Raw genomic sequence first — 16,453 nt, 5'->3', positions numbered from 1 at the left:
GCAGCGTCCCCTTCGTCTAGTGGCCTAGGACACCGCCCTTTCACGGCGGTAACAGGGGTTCGAGTCCCCTAGGGGACGCCACTTTTTGTTGTAGATAAGCGGGAATAGCTCAGTTGGTAGAGCACGACCTTGCCAAGGTCGGGGTCGCGAGTTCGAGTCTCGTTTCCCGCTCCAAATTCTCTTCGCGGCTTCTTCAGGCCTGCGAGGAATCAAAAAAGCGACCTCAGGGTCGCTTTTTTCGTTTTGCGTTCTCGACATTCACCTGGATAGCGTCAACGGTTCGCTACGGCCCAGGCCGGCGTGCTCGCCGAGGCTTGCGGTATCGATCGGTCGACAGCGGCTTGCTTCAGGTGTACTTGGTGAAAATGCTGCGCACGCGTTCCAGGGTCTCGCCGGTATCCTGGGTCTGATCCTGCAGCGCTTCCTCGATCAGGCACGTCAGCATCAGCCGGTAGGCCTTGTCCAACGCACTGCGCGCAGCGGAGAACTGCTGAGCGATCGCTTCACAATCCTCCCCGCGTCTGATCATCGCCTGAATGCCGCGCACCTGCCCCTCGACTCGCGCGAGCCGTTTCAGCATGGCCTGCTGCTGAGTCTGCAGTTCCGCGGATTCAGCGGCAGTGGTCTGGTCATTCATGCGTTTACCTCAAGATCACGAAAGAAGAACTGGCGGGTGTTCCGGTCGCTTGGCCGAGTGGCCTGTATACGGGTAGGGGCATGCTAACGATGACCGCGGGCACGGCCAACTTCTTTCGCTGACGGCTTGCCTTACATTATATAAAAACATATATTGTATTCATCTTAACCGTATTGGTGACCGTCTCATGACGCCCGAGCTGGACATCGAACAGCTGCGAGCCAATGCAGCCTCCGCTGGCGCCTTGCTCAAGGCCCTGGCCAACCCGGATCGCCTGCTGCTGCTCTGTCAGCTGTCGCAAGGCGAGCGCAACGTTTCCGAGCTGGAACAGCTGCTGGGTATTCAGCAGCCCACATTGTCACAGCAACTGGCTGTGCTGCGGCGCGAGGGGCTCGTTGCGACTCGCCGTGAAGGCAAGCAGATCCACTATCGAATCAGCAGCCCTGAAGCGCTGGCGGTAATCACGACCCTGTATCAGCTGTTCTGCGAGAGAGGTCAGGCATGACGATCGATTGGATCAATTTCACGCCCTGGACGGCGCTGGCCGGTGGCGTCCTGATCGGCGCGGCTGCTGGCCTGTTCGTTGTGCTCAACGGGCGTATCGCCGGAATAAGCGGTTTGCTTGCGAGCCTGCTCGAACGAGGTGCCGAAGGGCGCGGAGAGAAAGCGCTGTTTCTTCTCGGCATCCTGTTGGCACCACTGTGCTGGTTGCTGATGGCAGAGTTGCCCGCTGCGGAATTCCAGACCAATTGGCTGGGGCTGCTGGCTGCCGGGCTGCTGGTGGGTATCGGCACCCGCTACGGTTCCGGCTGCACCAGCGGTCATGGGGTCTGCGGGATCTCGCGACTGTCGCCGCGCTCCATCGTCGCCACCTTGGCGTTCATGGCTGCTGGCTTCGCCACGGTCTTTGTGCTGCGTCATCTGCTGGGAGGTTGAACATGCGCAAGTTGACGTCATTCGCCGCCGGGCTGCTGTTCGGGATGGGGCTGCTCCTCTCCGGCATGACCAATCCGGCCAAGGTCATCGGTTTTCTCGATCTCGCCGGTGCCTGGGATCCCTCGCTGGCGCTGGTGATGGTCGGTGCCATCGCAACGGCAGTGCTGCCTTTTACCTGGGCGAAGGCGCGCACCCGTTCGCTGCTCGACGCGCCGATGCAGTTGCCGGCCAAGCGGGAGCTGGATGGTCGCCTGATCGGGGGCAGTCTGTTGTTCGGGGTGGGGTGGGGCGTCGCCGGGATCTGCCCCGGGCCGTCGATCGCCATGCTGTTGGGCGGGCACTGGCAGGTCGTTGTGTTCGTGTTCGCCATGCTCGCTGGAATGCTGTTGTTCTCTGCGCTGGAACGCCGGCGCGCTTGCTGACCGGGAGGTCATTATGAAAGCCAATGTTGGAACCATTGATCGGACACTGCGCATCATCGTCGGCCTGGCGCTGATCGCCTTGAGCCTGGCCGGCGTGATCGGCGTCTGGGGCTGGATCGGCGTGCTGCCGCTGGCCACGGGTATTTTCCGTTTCTGTCCGGCTTACACGCTGCTCGGCATCAAGACGTGCAAGAGCTGCAGCGCCAAATCCTGACGTGCGCTTGAAAAAGAGGCCGACGATGATGTCGGCCTCTTCTTGTTTATCGAGGGTGCCGAGCTAGTCGAAGCTCGGCAGGCTCGGCTTGACGACGGGCTTGTGCGCGGCGGTCCAGGCATCGAAACCACCGGCGATCGATTTCACCTGCAAATAACCCATGTCCTGCAGCGCTACTGCCGCCAGGGCAGCACGTCCGCTGGTCTTGCAGTAGAGGACGATGTTCATGTCCCGCGCGGCGAGTTCCGGGGTGGCGCTCAGCTTGAATTCCAGAACGCCCCGGGGAATGTTCAGCGCACCGTTTATATGGCCTTCGCGGTACTCGTCCGCCTCGCGGACATCGATCAGCACATCCGCTGCCTGAATCGCCGCCTCGGCGTCAGCGAGCGGTATTTCCTGGATGTGGCGCCGGGCCTGTTCGACGAGTTCGTGTGCGTTCTTCATCCTGCGTTCTCCTTGATGCTGGCAAAGCGTTCACGCGGCCGTTCGAGTGCGTGAAAGGTGGTATCCGGGTCCAGTGCAAGCAGCGCCTCGTACTGGCTGATGAAAACCTGGCCGCCGAAGTCAGAGAGGAAATCGCTGTGGCGCAGTCGATCCATGACCGGTCCTTTGACTTCGGACAGATGCAGCTGGATGCCGGCGGCGTGCAGTCGTGCCGTGATGGCCTCTAGGCTCTCCAGCGCACTGGCGTCGATGAGGTTGACGCCGGGACACATCAGCACCAGGTGTTCGGCCTGCGGATGACGGCCGATCAGCTCGGCGATGCGGTCTTCGAGAAAGCGCGCGTTGGGAAAATAGAGGCTCTCGTCGACCCGTACCGAGAGGACACGGGGGCTCTGTACCACGGCGAAACGCTCGACGTTGCGGAAATGTTCGCTGCCCGGCAGCTGCCCGACCACGGCGATATGTGGCTGGCTGGTGCGCCAGAGAAAGAGCAACAGCGACAGGCCGACACCCAGGAGAATGCCGCTCTCCACACCAATCAGCAGCACGCCGAGCATGGTTGCCGCCATCGCGGCGGCGTCCTGTCGGGAGTAGCGCCATGTGCGCCTGAGTGCGGAGAGGTCCACCAGGCTGAGCACGGCGATGATGATCGTCGCGGCCAGCACTGCGTGAGGCAGGTTGTGGAATAGCGGAGTGAACAGCAGCACGGTAATGCCGATGCCCAGGGCGGTGAGGGCGCCGGCCAGCGGCGTCTGCGCGCCGGCGTCGAAATTGACCACCGAGCGGGCGAAACCGCCGGTCACCGGAAAGCCGCCACTGAGGGCCGCGGCGACATTGGCGCCGCCGAGCGCAACCAGTTCCTGATTGGGCTCGATGCGTTCGCGACGCTTGGCTGCCAAGGTTTGCGCCACCGACACCGACTCGACGAAGCCGACCAGGCTGATCAGCACCGCCGCAGGCAACAGCTGCAGGACCAGTGCCGGGTCCAGCATTGGCAGACTCAGCGAGGGCAGGCCGCGCGGTACTTCGCCGACGACCCGCACGCCGACATCGGCAAGCCCGAAGGCGCTGACCGCCGCGATTGCCAGTAGCAGGGCGGCGACCGGGCCGATCTTGGTCAGCGTGCCGGCAATATGCGGGCTCATGCCCAGATGCTGCAGCCAGACGGAGAGCCGGCTGCGGACCAGATAGAGGAACAACAGGCTGCTGCCACCGATGGCGAGCGTCGGCAGATGCACCCCGGGCAGCGCCGTGAGCAGCGCGGCAAGCAGCTGCACGGCGTTCTCGCCGTCGATCGAGATGCCGAGGATGTGCTTGAGCTGGCCGAGGGCGATGAGAATGCCCGACGCGCTGATGAAGCCGGAAATCACCGGATGGCTGAGGAAGTTCGCCAGGAAGCCCAGGCGCAGCACCGCCATGAGCAGCAGCACCGCGCCGGAAAGCAGCGCCAGCAACATGGCCGCTGCGGCGTATTCCGCGCTGCCCGGGGCGAACAGCGGCCCGAGAGCGGCGGCGGTCATCAGCGAAACCACCGCTACCGGGCCGACCGCCAGGGTGCGGCTGGTGCCGAACAGCGTATAGGCGATCAGTGGCAGCATGCTGGCGTACAGGCCGGTCACCGGCGGCAGGCCGGCGAGCATGGCGTAGGCCAGGCTCTGCGGGATCAGCATCAATGTCACGATCAGTGCGGCCAGACTGTCCTTCGTCGCGGCCGCGCGATCGTAGTGCCTGGCCCACGCCAGCATGGGCAGATAGCGGGCCAGGCGCTGCTTCATCCCTTCTTCTCCTGGGTGAAGTCGCAGGCGTTGCGTGCCTCGGTCGAGCGCGGTTCGAAGTCCAGATGCTTCGGTTCGGCCAGCCATTCATGCCCCTTGAGCATCATGTCGAAGTAGATCGAGGGCATCCATTGCGTCTTCAGCTTCCAGGCCAGCCGCCGCGGCACCTTCGGGTCGAGAGGGAAGGTCGGCAGCAGCTTTCCGCCGTAGCCGAACTCGGCGAGGATCACCTTGCCGTACTCCACGGTCAGCGGGCAGGAACCGTAGCCGTCGTAGAGCGCCCGCGGGCCGCTGCCCTTGAGTACGCTCAACACGTTCTCGGCGACCACCGGTGCCTGCTTGCGGACCGCTGCGGCGGTCTTCGCGTTGGGCGCGGAGCAGACGTCGCCAAGGCTGAAGATATTGCCGAAGCGCGGATGCCGCAGCGTCTCGTGCTCGGCCTCGAACCAGCCGTCGGCGTTGGCCAGGGCGCTGTGGCGGATGAAGTCCGGTGCGTGCTGCGGCGGCACCAGGTGCAGCAGATCGAAGTCCCGTTCCACCGTGCTGTGCTGTCCGGCGCCGTCGGTGACCTTGAACCAGGCCTTGTGCGCGGGCCCGTCCACCGCCACCAGGGAGTGGTTGAAGTTCAGTCGGGCACCGTAGCGTTCGACGTACTGCATCAGCGCGGGTACGAATTCCGCAACGCCGAACAGCACTGCACCGGCCGAGCAGAAGTCGACCTCGATATCCTTCAGTACGCCGTGCTGGCGCCAGTGATCGCAGGACAGGTACATGGCCTTCTGCGGTGCGCCGGCACACTTGATCGGCATGGGTGGCTGGGTAAACAGCGCCTTGCCGCCGCGCAGGTTCTGCACCAGCTGCCAGGTGTAGGGTGCGAGCTCGAACGCGTAGTTGGAGGTCACGCCGAACTTGCCGAGGCTGTCGCGGGCGCCTTCGATGGCGTCCCAGTCGAGGCTCAGGCCCGGGCAAACCACCAGGGCACGATAGCCGATGCGGCTGCCGTCCTCGAGGACCACCTGCTGGTGCTCGGGTTCGAAGGCCTCTGCGGCTGCGCGAATCCACTGTGCCCTGGACGGAATGCAGCGGCTCATCGCGCGCTCGGTATTGGCACGGTCGAACACGCCGGCCCCCACCAGCGTCCAGCCGGGCTGGTAGTAGTGCTGGTCGCGCGGTTCGATGAGGGCGATGCGCAGTTCGGGGTCGCGCTTGAGCAGGCTGGCAGTCACTGCGCAGCCGGCCGCGCCAGCGCCGATCACCAGAACGTCGTAACGCGATGTGGCGGCAAAGGTCGAGGCGGCCGGAAGCGGCTGGTCGATGATCGACTGCCAGTACTGCTGCATGCGCGGCAGCAGGCCGCTGAGGTCGTAGCTGGCCTGCTGGGCAGTTTGCAGCAGCACCTGTGGGTCGAGATGGTGTGCCTCGGCCAGCGCCCAGAGTGAGGCCGAACGGGTACCGGTGCGGCAGAAGGCCAAGGCCGGGCCCTTGATCCGTTCCAGCAGCGCTCGGAAGGCCGCAACGTCAGCTTCGGTGATCTGTCCGGATACCACCGGGAGATGGTGATACTCCAGGCCGGACGCCTCGGCAGCGGCGCGCATGGCCTCGCTCGACGGCTGGTTCTCGCCCTCATTGTCCGGACGGTTGTTGATGACGCAGCGGAAGCCATTGCTGGCCAGCAGTGCCATGTCGGTCGGTTGCAGCTGGGCCGCGACGGAGAGAAAAGGGGTCAGTCGTTTTATTGTTTGCATGTCGACGTCCTCCGCATTCGGGGGTTACAGCACGTCCAGGGGGATCTTCAGGTAGCGCGTCCCGTTGCTTTCGGGCTCGGGCAGTTCGCCGCCGCGCATGTTGATCTGCACCGACGGCAGGATCAGGGTGGGCATGCCCAGCGTGGCATCGCGTGCGGTGCGCATGGCGACGAACTGCCCCTCGCTGATACCGCTGTGGATATGCACGTTGTGCTCGCGCTCGGCGGCGATGGTGGTCTCGTAGAGGAACTCCTCGCGCCCGGGCGCCTTATAGTCATGGCACATGAACACCCGGGTCTCGCCTGGCAGGGTGAACAGCTTCTGGATCGACTGGTACAGGGTGCGCGCGTCGCCGCCGGGAAAATCGCAGCGGGCGGTGCCGTAGTCGGGCATGAACAGGGTGTCACCGACGAAGGCGGCGTCACCGATGACGTAGGTCATGCAGGCCGGGGTGTGGCCCGGGGTGTGGAGGGCGCGGGCCTGCACGTTGCCGACCTGGAAGCGGTCGCCGTCGTGGAACAGGTGATCGAACTGACGGCCATCGGTGGCGAACCCGCTGCCTGCGTTGAACAGCTTGCCGAAGGTGTCCTGCACCACGGTGATGCGGTCACCGATCGCCAGTTTGCCGCCCAGTTGCTGCTTGAGATAGGGCGCCGCGCTCAGATGGTCGGCATGCACATGGGTTTCCAGCAGCCACTGCACCCGCAGGTCCTGGTTGCGCACGTAGTCGACCAGGCGCTGCGCGCTTGCATGGGAGGTGCGGCCGGATGCCGGGTCGTAGTCCAGCACCGAGTCGATCACCGCGCACTGGCGCGTTTCCGGGTCGCTGACCACGTAGCTGTAGGTAAAGGTCGCGGGATCGAAGAAGGCTTCGACGTGGGCATTCATGGCGCGGGGCTCCTCTTCAGATTGAATACCGGTGGGGGTATCTGTCCGGAGAAATCTTAGCCCTGAATTAGGTTATATGCTTAGATTTATTGGTTATTAGTGAAAGCCGCGAAATTCGTCCGGACGACCCGGCACAACGGCTCGCTGGGGCTGCCGCTGAGTTCAGCTTGCAAGCGGGTTGGCGGCATCGCTGACAATGCGGCCGTCGACCAGCTGGATGGTGCGCTCGCAGTCTGCGGCGAGTCGCGGATCGTGAGTGACAACCAGGATGGCGCAGCCGAACTGGGCGTTCAGGCGGTGGAACAGCTCGAACACGCTTTGCGCGGTGCGCGTATCGAGATTGCCGGTCGGCTCGTCTGCCAGCAGCAGCGGTGGACGGGTCACCAGCGCACGGGCAATGGCGACCCGCTGCTGCTGGCCACCAGAGATCTGCATGGGTTTCTTGTCGGCGAACGGGCCGAGGCCGACCTCCTCGAGCAGGGCGCGCGCCAGGTCGGTCTCCGCCCGGGAGGGTTTGCCGTGGCGGATCATCAGCGGCATCAGCACGTTCTCCAGCACGCTGAACGCAGAGATCAGGTGATGGAACTGAAACACGAAGCCGATCGCCTGATTGCGCAGCTGAGCGCGCGCTTCGTCGTCGCTGTCGCGTGTCGCCTGGCCGAGTACATACAGCTCGCCGGAGCTGGGCGTATCCAGCAGGCCGATCAGGTTCAGCAGAGTGCTCTTGCCGGAGCCGGACGGGCCGACCAGCGCGGCCAGCTCGCCGCGCCGAAGCTGCAGGTCGATGCCGTGCAGCACTTCGGTCTCCAGGGGTGTGCCGATGTTGAAGGCCTTGCGCACCTGTTCCAGGCGCAGGACTTCCTCGGCAGGGGCCATTGGTGCGCGTTCACACATAGCGGATCGCCACCGCCGGGTCGTAACGCGCCGCACGTCGCGCGGGCATCGCCGCCGCCAGCACGCCGGTGACCGTCGCCACCAGCATGGCCAGCGGCACCAGCGTGGGGTCGACCGGAATGATGAACAGCCGCGGGCCGAACAGGTTGAACACCTGCACCAGTCCCCAGCCGACCAGCCCGCCGCAGGCCGAGCCGAGCAGCCCGAGCAGCCCGCCCTGCAGCAGGAATACGCGCAGGATCTGCCCGCGCGGGCTGCCCATGGCGCGCAGGATGCCGATCTCGCGGGTACGCTGGACCACACTCACGGCCAGTACGCTGGCGATGCCGAAGGCCACCGAGATGCCGACGAACACACGGATCATCTCGGTGGTCATGCTTTGCGAGCTGAGCGCGTTGAGCAGCTGGCCGTTGGTTTCCATCCAGCTTTCGGCGCGTAACCCGGTCAGGCGCGCCAGGCGCCTGGCAACTTCGTCGGCCTGGAAGATTTCGGCGACCGTGGTATCGATCACTGTCACGCCGCCGGGCAGGTCGAGCAGCGTTTGCGCCTGCTTGAGGTCGAGATAGACGTAGCGCGCGTCCAACTCGCGCACGCCCAGCTCGAAGATGCCGGCGATGTCGACGACCGCTTCGCGGCCTTCGCCGGCATCCAGGCGCAGCTTGTCGCCGATGCCCAGGCCGAGGTCGCGGGCCAGCTCCTTGCCGATCACTGCGTTGCCCGCACCCACCAGGAAGCGGCCGGCGATCAGGTCGTCGGCCAGCGGGATGATGCGCTGATAACGCGGTGGATCGATGCCCAGCAGCGCCACGGACGCGCGGGCGACGCCGCGCCGGGCGATGGCCGGGCCGCTGATCACCGGCGACACCGCGAGAATCTGCGCGTCCTGGTCGAGGACGTCACGCACGTCCTGCCAGTTGATGATCGAACGCAGACGCTGGGCGCGCGGGCTTTCCAATACCAGCGACCAACTGTCGGCGGCGGCTGGAAGCGTGCGGTTGACCTCGTCCGGGGGCAGGATGCGGATGTGGGCCTGGGTGCCGAGGGTTCGTTGGATGACGTTGGCCTGCAAGCCGGTGATCAGGGCGGTAATGAAGACGATCACCGCCGAACCGACGGCGATGCCGAAGGTGATCAGCAGCGTCTGCATGCGGTTGTCCAGCAGGAAGCGCAGGGCGATCTTCCATTCGGTCCACAGCGAATCGGCCAGGTGCATGCGCTCAGTCCTGGCTGCCGCTGGGGATGGGTTGTACGCGCGGCCGCACGCGCTGGCCTTCTTCGGCGTCGCCGATCAGCACCAGATCGCCGGCCTCCAGCCCCTCGCTGATCTCGCTGAGCGCCGTGCCCAGCATTCCCAGTCGCACACCGACGCGCTCGACCACACCATCGCGCACCCGTAGCACCTGGGCGCGCGTCCCGTCGCGGGCGCGCAGTGCATCATTGGGCAGCACCAGTGCCTGGTCGCGCCGGCCTGTCTCGATGTTCACTGACACCGTCATGCCCTGGCGGAGAAAGGCGGCCGGCTCCTGCAGGTCCAGATGGACATCGATGGTGCCGCGCGCCGTGTCCACGCTTGGTGCGATGAAGCTCACCTTCGCCGTCAGCACGCGGTCCGGATAGGCGTCGGCGATGATCCGGGCGCTCTGCCCGTGCTCGATCGGTGCCAGGCTCTTCTCGTCGAGGGGCAAGAGGATTTCGCTGCTGCCGGAGCGGGCAATGGTCAGCAGTGTGCGGCCCGGCTGAACCAGGTCGCCCGGCTCGACGTCGCGCGACTGCACGATGCCATCGACCTGGGCGTGAATACGGGTTCGGGCCAGGTTCGCACGGGCGACCTCCAGACGCTGCCGCAGGACCTGTTCCTCGCTGCCACCTTCGGCCAGCGCTGCGGCGGCGAAGCGGGCGCGATCACGCACTACGCGTGCGGTCAGCTCCGCGCGGCGCGCCTGCTCCAGCGGCTCGGAAGCCAGCAGCTTGCGCTCGAACAGCGTTTCGCGGCGCTGCAGCTCGCGGCTGGCCTGTTCCAGATTGTGTTGTGCCTCGCGCAGGGTGGCCTGCGCCTGCGGTCCAGTGGAATCGATGAGCTGCTGCAGCGCCGCTTCGGCCTCGCGCAGGCGCGCGCGCTGTTCGTCGTCGCGCAGTTCCAGCAGCAGATCGCCGGCGTTCACCGCGTCGCCTTCCCGCACATGGCGTGCAGCAACCACGCCGGTGATTTCGCTGCCGATCTGCGCCAGCGACTGGCTGTCCACTTCACCACTGGCCACTACGCGCTGCACCAGTGGGCGAGCTTCCAGACGGTAGGCCGGCAGTTCCGGGCCCTGCAGCTGGCGCCAGATCAGCCAGCCGCCAATCGCCAGGAGCGCAATGGCCAGGATAACTAGACGGCGGATGGATCTTACGGCAGGCACGACGGACCACTCCCTGATACGGCCCGTGACGGCCATCGAAACGGTGCAAGCTTACGGACATCCTCGGCGTGCTTACAACGCGCGCTGCAAGCGACACGATGCCCTGCGCCTATCGTAACCATAGCCTCTGGCATGGGGCAGGGCGGAGTACACTGGGGCACCCGCATCGAGGATCCCGAATATCATGGCGTCCACCGTCCAGAGCCCTGCTGCCACCCTGCGTTCCGCCTGGCTTGCGCAAGCCCAGGCCAATCCCTGGATCACCATCGGCCTGGCCGCAACGGCAGTCGCCGTCCTGCTGCTGTTGCTGGCCGGAGCGGTCAATGCATTCCAGAGCAGCGCGGCGAGCAACGTTCGCTACGCATTGCTGGGCGGCAGCGCCGGGTTTGTTGCGACGGCGTTCGGCGCCTTTCTGGCGATCGGGCTGCGCGACATTTCCACCCGCACCCAGGACAGCATGCTCGGCTTCGCCGCAGGCATGATGCTTGCGGCGAGTGCCTTTTCGCTGATTCTGCCGGGGCTCGCAGCGGGCCGTGAGCTGTTCGGCAACGGTCCGGCCGCTGCCGCGACCGTTGTGGCCGGTCTCGGTCTGGGCGTGCTGCTGATGCTGGGGCTGGACTACTTCACGCCCCACGAGCACGAGAGCACTGGGCCGTGTGGGCCTGAATGCGAACGTTTGAACCGGGTCTGGCTGTTCGTGCTCGCCATTGCGCTGCACAACATTCCCGAAGGCATGGCCATCGGCGTCAGCTTCGCCAACGGCGACATGAGCGTTGGTCTGCCGCTAACCACCGCCATATCCATCCAGGACATTCCCGAAGGCCTCGCGGTGGCCCTGGCACTGCGCACCACCGGGCTGTCGGCGCTGGCGTCGGTGCTGGTCGCCGCGGCGTCCGGGTTGATGGAACCGATCGGGGCACTGGTGGGTATCGGCATGTCCAGCGGTTTCGCCATCGCCTATCCCGTCAGCCTGGGCCTGGCCGCGGGCGCAATGATCTTCGTGGTATCCCACGAGGTGATTCCCGAGACTCACCGCAACGGCCATCAGACCCCGGCGACGCTCGGCCTGATGGTTGGCTTCGCGGTCATGATGTTCCTGGATACCGCGTTGGGCTGATGCCTCAGGGTTTGTCCGGCTCGGTCTGCATCACCAGCTCGACGCGGCGGTTGCTGGCGCGCCCGCCCTCGTCAGCATTGTCGGCGAGCGGTCGGGTGTCGGCGTAGCCGGTGGCGCTCAGACGCGTCGCTTCGATGCCTGCCAGCTGCAGGTAGCGCACCACGCTGCTGGCGCGGCTGGCGGAGAGCTCCCAGTTGGAAGGAAAGCGCTCGGTCTGGATCGGCAGGTTGTCGGTATGCCCTTCAACGACGATGCGAAAGGCGTTCGCCGCCAGCGTCGGCACCAACCGGTCGATCACTTCCAGCCCGGCGTCCTCCAGCTCGGCTCGTCCGGAGCCGAAGAGTATCTCGCTGCTGATGCGGAAGCTGATGCTGCCTTCGTTGACGATGACCAGGATGTCATCGCCCAGCGCCATGCCTGGTGGCGTCGGCATGCTCTCTTGCGGGTCATCCGGTTGCGCATCGGCGGCGGGCGTCGGCACCGGTGCGATCGATGGAATCGGTGCGGCGGGAGCCGGCAGCGCCACGCCCAGTTCGCCTGCCGCGAGCATGGCCGAGGCGGCGGGGTCGTTCTGCTCGCCGTCGCCCTTGCCGGCCAGCGCGAGCATGATCACCAGCATCACCAGCAGCAGCGTCAGCATATCCAGATAGGTGATCAGCCATGCTTCCTGCTCTTCTTCCCGCTGCGGCTCGATATGCCAGCGGGAGAAGCGGCTGCCCTGGGATGCTTGCCCGTTCACCGTCAGTCTTCCTGCGGTCTGACGCGCGGCGCCGCAGGCGTACCGTCGCGGATTTCATCGTCGTGGTGGGCGATGAACGATTTCAGCGTCTCGCGCATGTACGCCGGGCTGCGGCGGTTGCACATCATCGAAATGCCTTGCATCACCAGGTTCATCAGGGCGACCCGCTGCTCGGTACGCCGCTCCAGCTTCACCGCCACCGGCTTGAGAATGAGATTGGCCAGCAGCACACCGTAGAAGGTGGTCATCAGCGCAACGGCCAGGCTGCGACCAATCAGATCCATGTCGCCGCTGCCGAGCATGAACATCAGGTTGATCAGGCCCACCAGCGTGCCGATCATGCCGAACGCTGGCGCGTAGCTGGCCATCGCGCGGAACAGCTGCGCCTCGGCGTTCTCCCGTGCGCGTAGCCGGGCGATCCGCCATTGCAGCACCTCCAGAATGTCCTCCTCCGGGGTGTTGTCGATCACCAGCTGCACGCCGGTACGCAGGAAGGGATTGCTAACCTGCTCGACAGCCTTTTCCACCGCGGGCAGATCGCCGCTGATCCACAGCCGCGAAATCTGCACCAGCTCGTCGAGATCCTGACGGGTGTACAGTCGCTCGTTGCGCAGGACGGTCCAGAGCAAACCGAATACCCGAGTGACTTCGCGCAACGGATAACTGATGAAGGTGGCAGCCAGAGTGCCGACCAGCACGATGCCGAGGCTGGGCAGGTCGATGAAGAGCGCCGGTTCCTTGGCCGCGAAAAGCAGGACGACCGCCAGCAGGCCGATGCTCGCGACGATGCCGATCAGGGTGGAGGGGTTCATCGGGGCTCCGCTGAGAGGGCTGTTGCAGAAAACGCGGGATGATAACAGCGGGCCCGGGGGCCGGGCTGACCTGGATCAGGACCGGGTCAGCCATCCATCGTCAGAGGTTTTCTAGCAGCCGCCGGGCGGCTTCCTGGCCGCTGAGCCAGGCGCCTTCCACACGGCCGGACAGGCACCAGTCGCCACAGGCGTACAGGCCCAGGCCGGCGTCGGCCAGGGCAGTCCATTCGTGGGCCTGTGCCGGGCGGGCATACAGCCAGCGGTGCGCCAGGGTGAACTCGGGGGCTGGTACAACGCAGTCGATCAACTCCGCGAAGGCGCCGTGCAGGCGCTCGATCACCGCCTCCTTCGACAGATCCAGGTGCTGACGGCTCCAGCTGCTGGTGGCGTGCAGTACCCAGGTGTCCAGCGCGCCATCGCGCCCCGGCTTGCTGCGATTACGCGCGATCCAGTCCAGGGCGTCATCCTGGACGAAGCAGCCTTCCAGCGCCGTGTCCAGCGGTGTGGCGAAGCCCAGGGCGACGGCCCAGGTCGGCTCCATGGCAACGCTGGCGGCGACCGCCGCGAGTTTCGGCGCGCCAGAGAGCAGCGCGGCGGCCTGCGGCGCCGGCAGGGCGATGACGACATGGCTGAAGGGCCCATGGCTGGCGCCGGTGGCGTCCGCCAGCGTCCAGTACTGTTCGCCACGGAACACTTCGGTAATGCGACAGCTGAAGGTGACCGGCATTTCGCCGAGCAACCCGCGGGTGATCGCGCTCATGGTCGGGGTTCCGACCCAGCGTAGCTGCTCGTCGGCAGAGGGGCTCAGCTGCCCGTCGCGGGACTGGAACAGGGTCGGCGTCCACTGATCCACCCAGCCCCCGGCCTGCCACTGGCGCACGGTTTCGGCGAAACGGCGGTCACGTGCCGTGAAGTACTGTGCGCCGAGGTCGAGTGAGCCGGCGTCGCTGCGCTTGCTGGCCATGCGTCCGCCGCTGCCGCGGCTCTTGTCAAAAAGGTGTACGGCCTGCCCGGCATCGTGAAGCGTGCGGGCGGCGGAAAGTCCTGCGATTCCGGTTCCGATGATGGCGATTGGAGCCTTGCTCATGATTACCTCGTGTGCTGTTGCCATCAGCCGCACAGGCGAAGCGCCGCGCAGCACGTTTTCATGACAAGCGTTCGATCGCTTGAGCCTGCTCATCCTCGAACAGACATCGTCCTTTGGCTAGAGGCTTTCGACGCAATGCGACATCCCGGTCGCCGGTTTCGGCAGTTGCTGACCAGCGGTCGGTGCCTCGGGCTGTTCAGCGCAATTCCGCCCAGGCTCAGTCTGTGGTTGTAAGTTGCTGATAAGCCGGTACAATGGCGCCGCTCGCCGCCAGGCGGGTTTCGTTATGGTGGGCCCTGCCGGTCCCCTCGCAACGATCAGCCGTGAACCCGGTCAGGCCCGGAAGGGAGCAGCCGCAGCGGTGACATTGTGTGCCGGGGTGTGGCTGGTAGGGTTCACCTCCATAACGACCTTCTCGCGTCCCCCCTTTCTTGATTCACGACGGCCGGTTGTCCGTGGCCTGAGCGTGCGCGCCTGTCCTGTCCCTTCGATCGTTAGCCACGCGGTTCTTCACCCCGGATCGGCTCATGTATCCTGCGCGGCATTTTCAACGGCGCCGTCGCCGTTAACGGTTCAAGGAGCATGCTTTGTCGGTCAGGGCGAGTTGGGACATTTTCTGCGCGGTCGTGGATAACTTCGGTGACATTGGCGTCACCTGGCGCCTGGCCCGTCAGCTGGCTGCCGAGCACGGCCAGCAGGTGCGGCTGTGGGTGGACGATCTGGATACCTTCGCCCGGCTGTGTCCGGCGGCCAGTGCGCAGGCTGATCAACAGATGCACGAAGGCGTCGATGTCCGCCGCTGGTCCAGCCAGTGGCCGGGTGCCGAGCCGGCCGATGTCGTCATCGAGGCGTTCGCCTGCAACCTGCCGCAGGCCTATATCAACGCCATGGCCGCGAGCGGGCGGCGTATCCTCTGGCTGAATCTCGAATACCTCAGCGCCGAGGACTGGATCGTCGGATGCCATGCGTTGCCGTCCTTGCAGCCCAACGGTGTACAGAAGTACTTCTTCTTTCCCGGCTTCGAGGCCGAGACCGGTGGCCTCATCCGCGAGGCGGACCTGATGCTGCGCCGCGCCAGCTTTCAGGGCGATCCTGAGCGGCAGGCCGGTTTTCTCGCGACGCTGGGCGTGGTGCGCCAGCCGGAGGCGCGTTTGCTGTCGCTGTTCGCCTACGAGAACACAGCCGTTGCTGGCTGGCTGGACGTGCTTGCCGCCGATTCCCGCGTCAATCAGCTGCTGGTGCCAGAGGGGCGGGTGCTGGGCGATGTCGCGGCCTGGCTGGGTGTTGCGACGCTCGAGCCGGGGGCCTGCCACCAGCGCGGTAGCCTGCAGATCTCCATCGTGCCGTTCATGACGCAGGACGAGTACGACCTGCTGCTGTGGAGCTGCGACTTCAACGCGGTGCGCGGCGAGGAGTCGTTCATCCGTGCCCAGTGGGCGGGGCGTCCGCTGGTGTGGCACATCTATCCGCAGGAGGACGACGCGCACTGGGACAAGCTCAATGCATTTCTCGAGCTCTACTCGCAGGGGCTCTCGCCTGCTGCCGGTTCGGCGCTGCGAGAGTTCTGGCATGCGTGGAACGCGGGAAAGGGCGCCGAGCAGGCGTGGAGCGGACTGCTGGGCCAATACCCGACGTTACTGGAGCACGCCGAAACCTGGACCCACGCGCAGGTCGCCAATGGCGATCTGGCCGGAAAGCTGGTGTTTTTTTACACAGATTGGCTATGATACGCGGCCTGTTTTTTTGTCTCTAATTCCCTTCGGATATTTCGTATGAAAACCGCACAAGAGTTCCGTGCCGGCCAGGTGGCCATCATCAACGGCGCACCCTGGGTCATCCAGAAAGCCGAGTTCAACAAGTCCGGCCGCAACAGTGCCGTGGTCAAGATGAAGCTGAAGAACCTGCTCAACGGTTCGGCTACCGAGACCGTCTACAAGGCTGACGACAAGCTGGAGCCGGTCATTCTCGAGCGCAAGGAAGTGACCTACTCCTACTTCGCCGACCCGCTGTACGTCTTCATGGACAACGAGTTCAACCAGTACGAAATCGAAAAAGACGACCTGGAAGGCGTGATGACCTTCATCGAAGACGGCATGACCGACGTCTGCGAAGCGGTCTTCTACAACGACAAGGTGATCTCCGTCGAACTGCCGACCACCATCGTTCGCGAAATCGCCTACACCGAGCCGTCCGTACGTGGCGACACTTCCGGCAAGGTCATGAAGACCGCCCGCCTGAAGAACGGTGCCGAGCTGCAGGTTTCCGCTTTCTGTGAAATCGGCGACTCGATCGAGATCGATACCCGTACCGGCGAGTACAAGTCCCGCGTCAAGGCCTGATC

General features: G+C 65.1%; 18 protein-coding genes, 2 tRNA genes and 1 other RNA gene. 10 read left to right on the top strand and 11 right to left on the bottom strand.

The features are described 5' to 3' along the window. Positions 1-5: 5 nt before the first annotated feature. A tRNA-Glu gene (locus VF716_RS01050) sits at positions 6-81 on the top strand. Positions 82-98: 17 nt separating this feature from the next. Then, positions 99-174: transfer RNA gene (locus tag VF716_RS01045), tRNA-Gly, on the top strand. Between the two features lie 172 nt (positions 175-346). On the opposite strand, the gene VF716_RS01040 is transcribed toward VF716_RS01045, so the two are convergent. Further along, on the bottom strand, positions 347-637 hold the full coding sequence (locus VF716_RS01040; protein ID WP_013983149.1) for a metal-sensing transcriptional repressor: 291 nt from the start codon (positions 635-637) through the stop codon (positions 347-349). A gap of 187 nt (positions 638-824) precedes the next feature. On the opposite strand from VF716_RS01040, the gene VF716_RS01035 reads away from it, so the two are divergent. Genes VF716_RS01035 through VF716_RS01020 form a run of 4 tightly spaced genes read left to right on the top strand, consistent with a single transcriptional unit; the run spans position 825 to position 2,209 of the window. Then, positions 825-1,142, top strand: a complete 318-nt coding sequence (locus tag VF716_RS01035; protein WP_011913642.1) for an ArsR/SmtB family transcription factor — start codon at positions 825-827, stop codon at positions 1,140-1,142. Beyond that, a complete protein-coding gene (locus tag VF716_RS01030; protein ID WP_013983148.1) occupies positions 1,139-1,573 on the top strand; it encodes a YeeE/YedE family protein in 435 nt (144 codons plus the stop codon). The genes VF716_RS01035 and VF716_RS01030 overlap by 4 nt, the downstream gene beginning before the upstream one ends. Positions 1,574-1,575: 2 nt before the next feature. Beyond that, positions 1,576-1,995 (top strand): DUF6691 family protein, encoded by a 420-nt coding sequence (locus VF716_RS01025; RefSeq protein ID WP_014597036.1) that lies wholly within the window; start codon positions 1,576-1,578, stop codon positions 1,993-1,995. Positions 1,996-2,008: 13 nt separating this feature from the next. Further along, a complete protein-coding gene (locus VF716_RS01020; RefSeq protein ID WP_013983146.1) occupies positions 2,009-2,209 on the top strand; it encodes a YgaP family membrane protein in 201 nt (66 codons plus the stop codon). 63 nt (positions 2,210-2,272) lie between these two features. Here the strand turns inward: VF716_RS01020 and VF716_RS01015 are convergent, their stop codons facing one another. From VF716_RS01015 to VF716_RS00985, 7 genes are all read right to left on the bottom strand, one after another. Next, positions 2,273-2,653: a rhodanese-like domain-containing protein gene (locus VF716_RS01015; RefSeq protein ID WP_011913639.1), complete on the bottom strand. Its 381-nt coding sequence runs from the start codon at positions 2,651-2,653 to the stop codon at positions 2,273-2,275. Then, a complete protein-coding gene (locus tag VF716_RS01010; protein ID WP_440551368.1) occupies positions 2,650-4,428 on the bottom strand; it encodes a SulP family inorganic anion transporter in 1,779 nt (592 codons plus the stop codon). The genes VF716_RS01015 and VF716_RS01010 overlap by 4 nt, the downstream gene beginning before the upstream one ends. After that, positions 4,425-6,173 carry a TIGR01244 family sulfur transferase gene (locus VF716_RS01005; protein WP_440551365.1) on the bottom strand — a complete coding sequence of 583 codons (1,749 nt, stop codon included), beginning with the start codon at positions 6,171-6,173 and terminating at the stop codon, positions 4,425-4,427. The genes VF716_RS01010 and VF716_RS01005 overlap by 4 nt, the downstream gene beginning before the upstream one ends. A gap of 24 nt (positions 6,174-6,197) precedes the next feature. Continuing rightward, positions 6,198-7,061: an MBL fold metallo-hydrolase gene (locus VF716_RS01000; protein ID WP_170800330.1), complete on the bottom strand. Its 864-nt coding sequence runs from the start codon at positions 7,059-7,061 to the stop codon at positions 6,198-6,200. 162 nt (positions 7,062-7,223) lie between these two features. Continuing rightward, a complete protein-coding gene (locus tag VF716_RS00995) occupies positions 7,224-7,937 on the bottom strand; it encodes an ABC transporter ATP-binding protein (protein ID WP_440551361.1) in 714 nt (237 codons plus the stop codon). A gap of 10 nt (positions 7,938-7,947) precedes the next feature. Next, positions 7,948-9,168: an ABC transporter permease gene (locus VF716_RS00990; RefSeq protein WP_213919093.1), complete on the bottom strand. Its 1,221-nt coding sequence runs from the start codon at positions 9,166-9,168 to the stop codon at positions 7,948-7,950. A gap of 4 nt (positions 9,169-9,172) precedes the next feature. Next, positions 9,173-10,357, bottom strand: a complete 1,185-nt coding sequence (locus tag VF716_RS00985; protein WP_213919092.1) for an efflux RND transporter periplasmic adaptor subunit — start codon at positions 10,355-10,357, stop codon at positions 9,173-9,175. 184 nt (positions 10,358-10,541) lie between these two features. Here VF716_RS00985 and VF716_RS00980 point away from each other — a divergent pair, with 184 nt between their 5' ends. Then, positions 10,542-11,474 (top strand): ZIP family metal transporter, encoded by a 933-nt coding sequence (locus tag VF716_RS00980; RefSeq protein ID WP_011913632.1) that lies wholly within the window; start codon positions 10,542-10,544, stop codon positions 11,472-11,474. Between the two features lie 4 nt (positions 11,475-11,478). Here the strand turns inward: VF716_RS00980 and VF716_RS00975 are convergent, their stop codons facing one another. From VF716_RS00975 to VF716_RS00965, 3 genes are all read right to left on the bottom strand, one after another. Beyond that, on the bottom strand, positions 11,479-12,213 hold the full coding sequence (locus VF716_RS00975; RefSeq protein WP_440551355.1) for an OmpA/MotB family protein: 735 nt from the start codon (positions 12,211-12,213) through the stop codon (positions 11,479-11,481). 2 nt (positions 12,214-12,215) lie between these two features. Continuing rightward, complete coding sequence (locus tag VF716_RS00970; RefSeq protein WP_011913630.1) at positions 12,216-13,025, bottom strand: motility protein A; 810 nt, start codon at positions 13,023-13,025, stop codon at positions 12,216-12,218. A gap of 100 nt (positions 13,026-13,125) precedes the next feature. After that, positions 13,126-14,112 (bottom strand): NAD(P)/FAD-dependent oxidoreductase, encoded by a 987-nt coding sequence (locus VF716_RS00965; RefSeq protein ID WP_125883389.1) that lies wholly within the window; start codon positions 14,110-14,112, stop codon positions 13,126-13,128. Positions 14,113-14,409: 297 nt separating this feature from the next. Between VF716_RS00965 and ffs the strand changes: the two genes are divergently transcribed. The 3 genes from ffs (at position 14,410) to efp (ending at position 16,451) form a co-directional block, all read left to right on the top strand. Beyond that, an RNA gene (gene ffs, locus VF716_RS00960) (signal recognition particle sRNA small type) lies at positions 14,410-14,506 on the top strand. A 193-nt stretch (positions 14,507-14,699) separates the two neighbouring features. Then, the gene (gene earP, locus VF716_RS00955; protein ID WP_068506647.1) at positions 14,700-15,839 is read left to right on the top strand and encodes an elongation factor P maturation arginine rhamnosyltransferase EarP; all 1,140 of its coding nucleotides are present in this window, start codon (positions 14,700-14,702) and stop codon (positions 15,837-15,839) included. A 45-nt stretch (positions 15,840-15,884) separates the two neighbouring features. Next, a complete protein-coding gene (gene efp, locus VF716_RS00950) occupies positions 15,885-16,451 on the top strand; it encodes an elongation factor P (protein ID WP_011913626.1) in 567 nt (188 codons plus the stop codon). The last annotated feature ends 2 nt before the right edge of the window (positions 16,452-16,453 follow it).

Source organism: Stutzerimonas sp. Brlt_14, from assembly GCF_051948915.1.
GTDB lineage: Bacteria > Pseudomonadota > Gammaproteobacteria > Pseudomonadales > Pseudomonadaceae > Stutzerimonas > Stutzerimonas stutzeri.
This window is presented reverse-complemented; position numbering and strand designations above follow the sequence as displayed.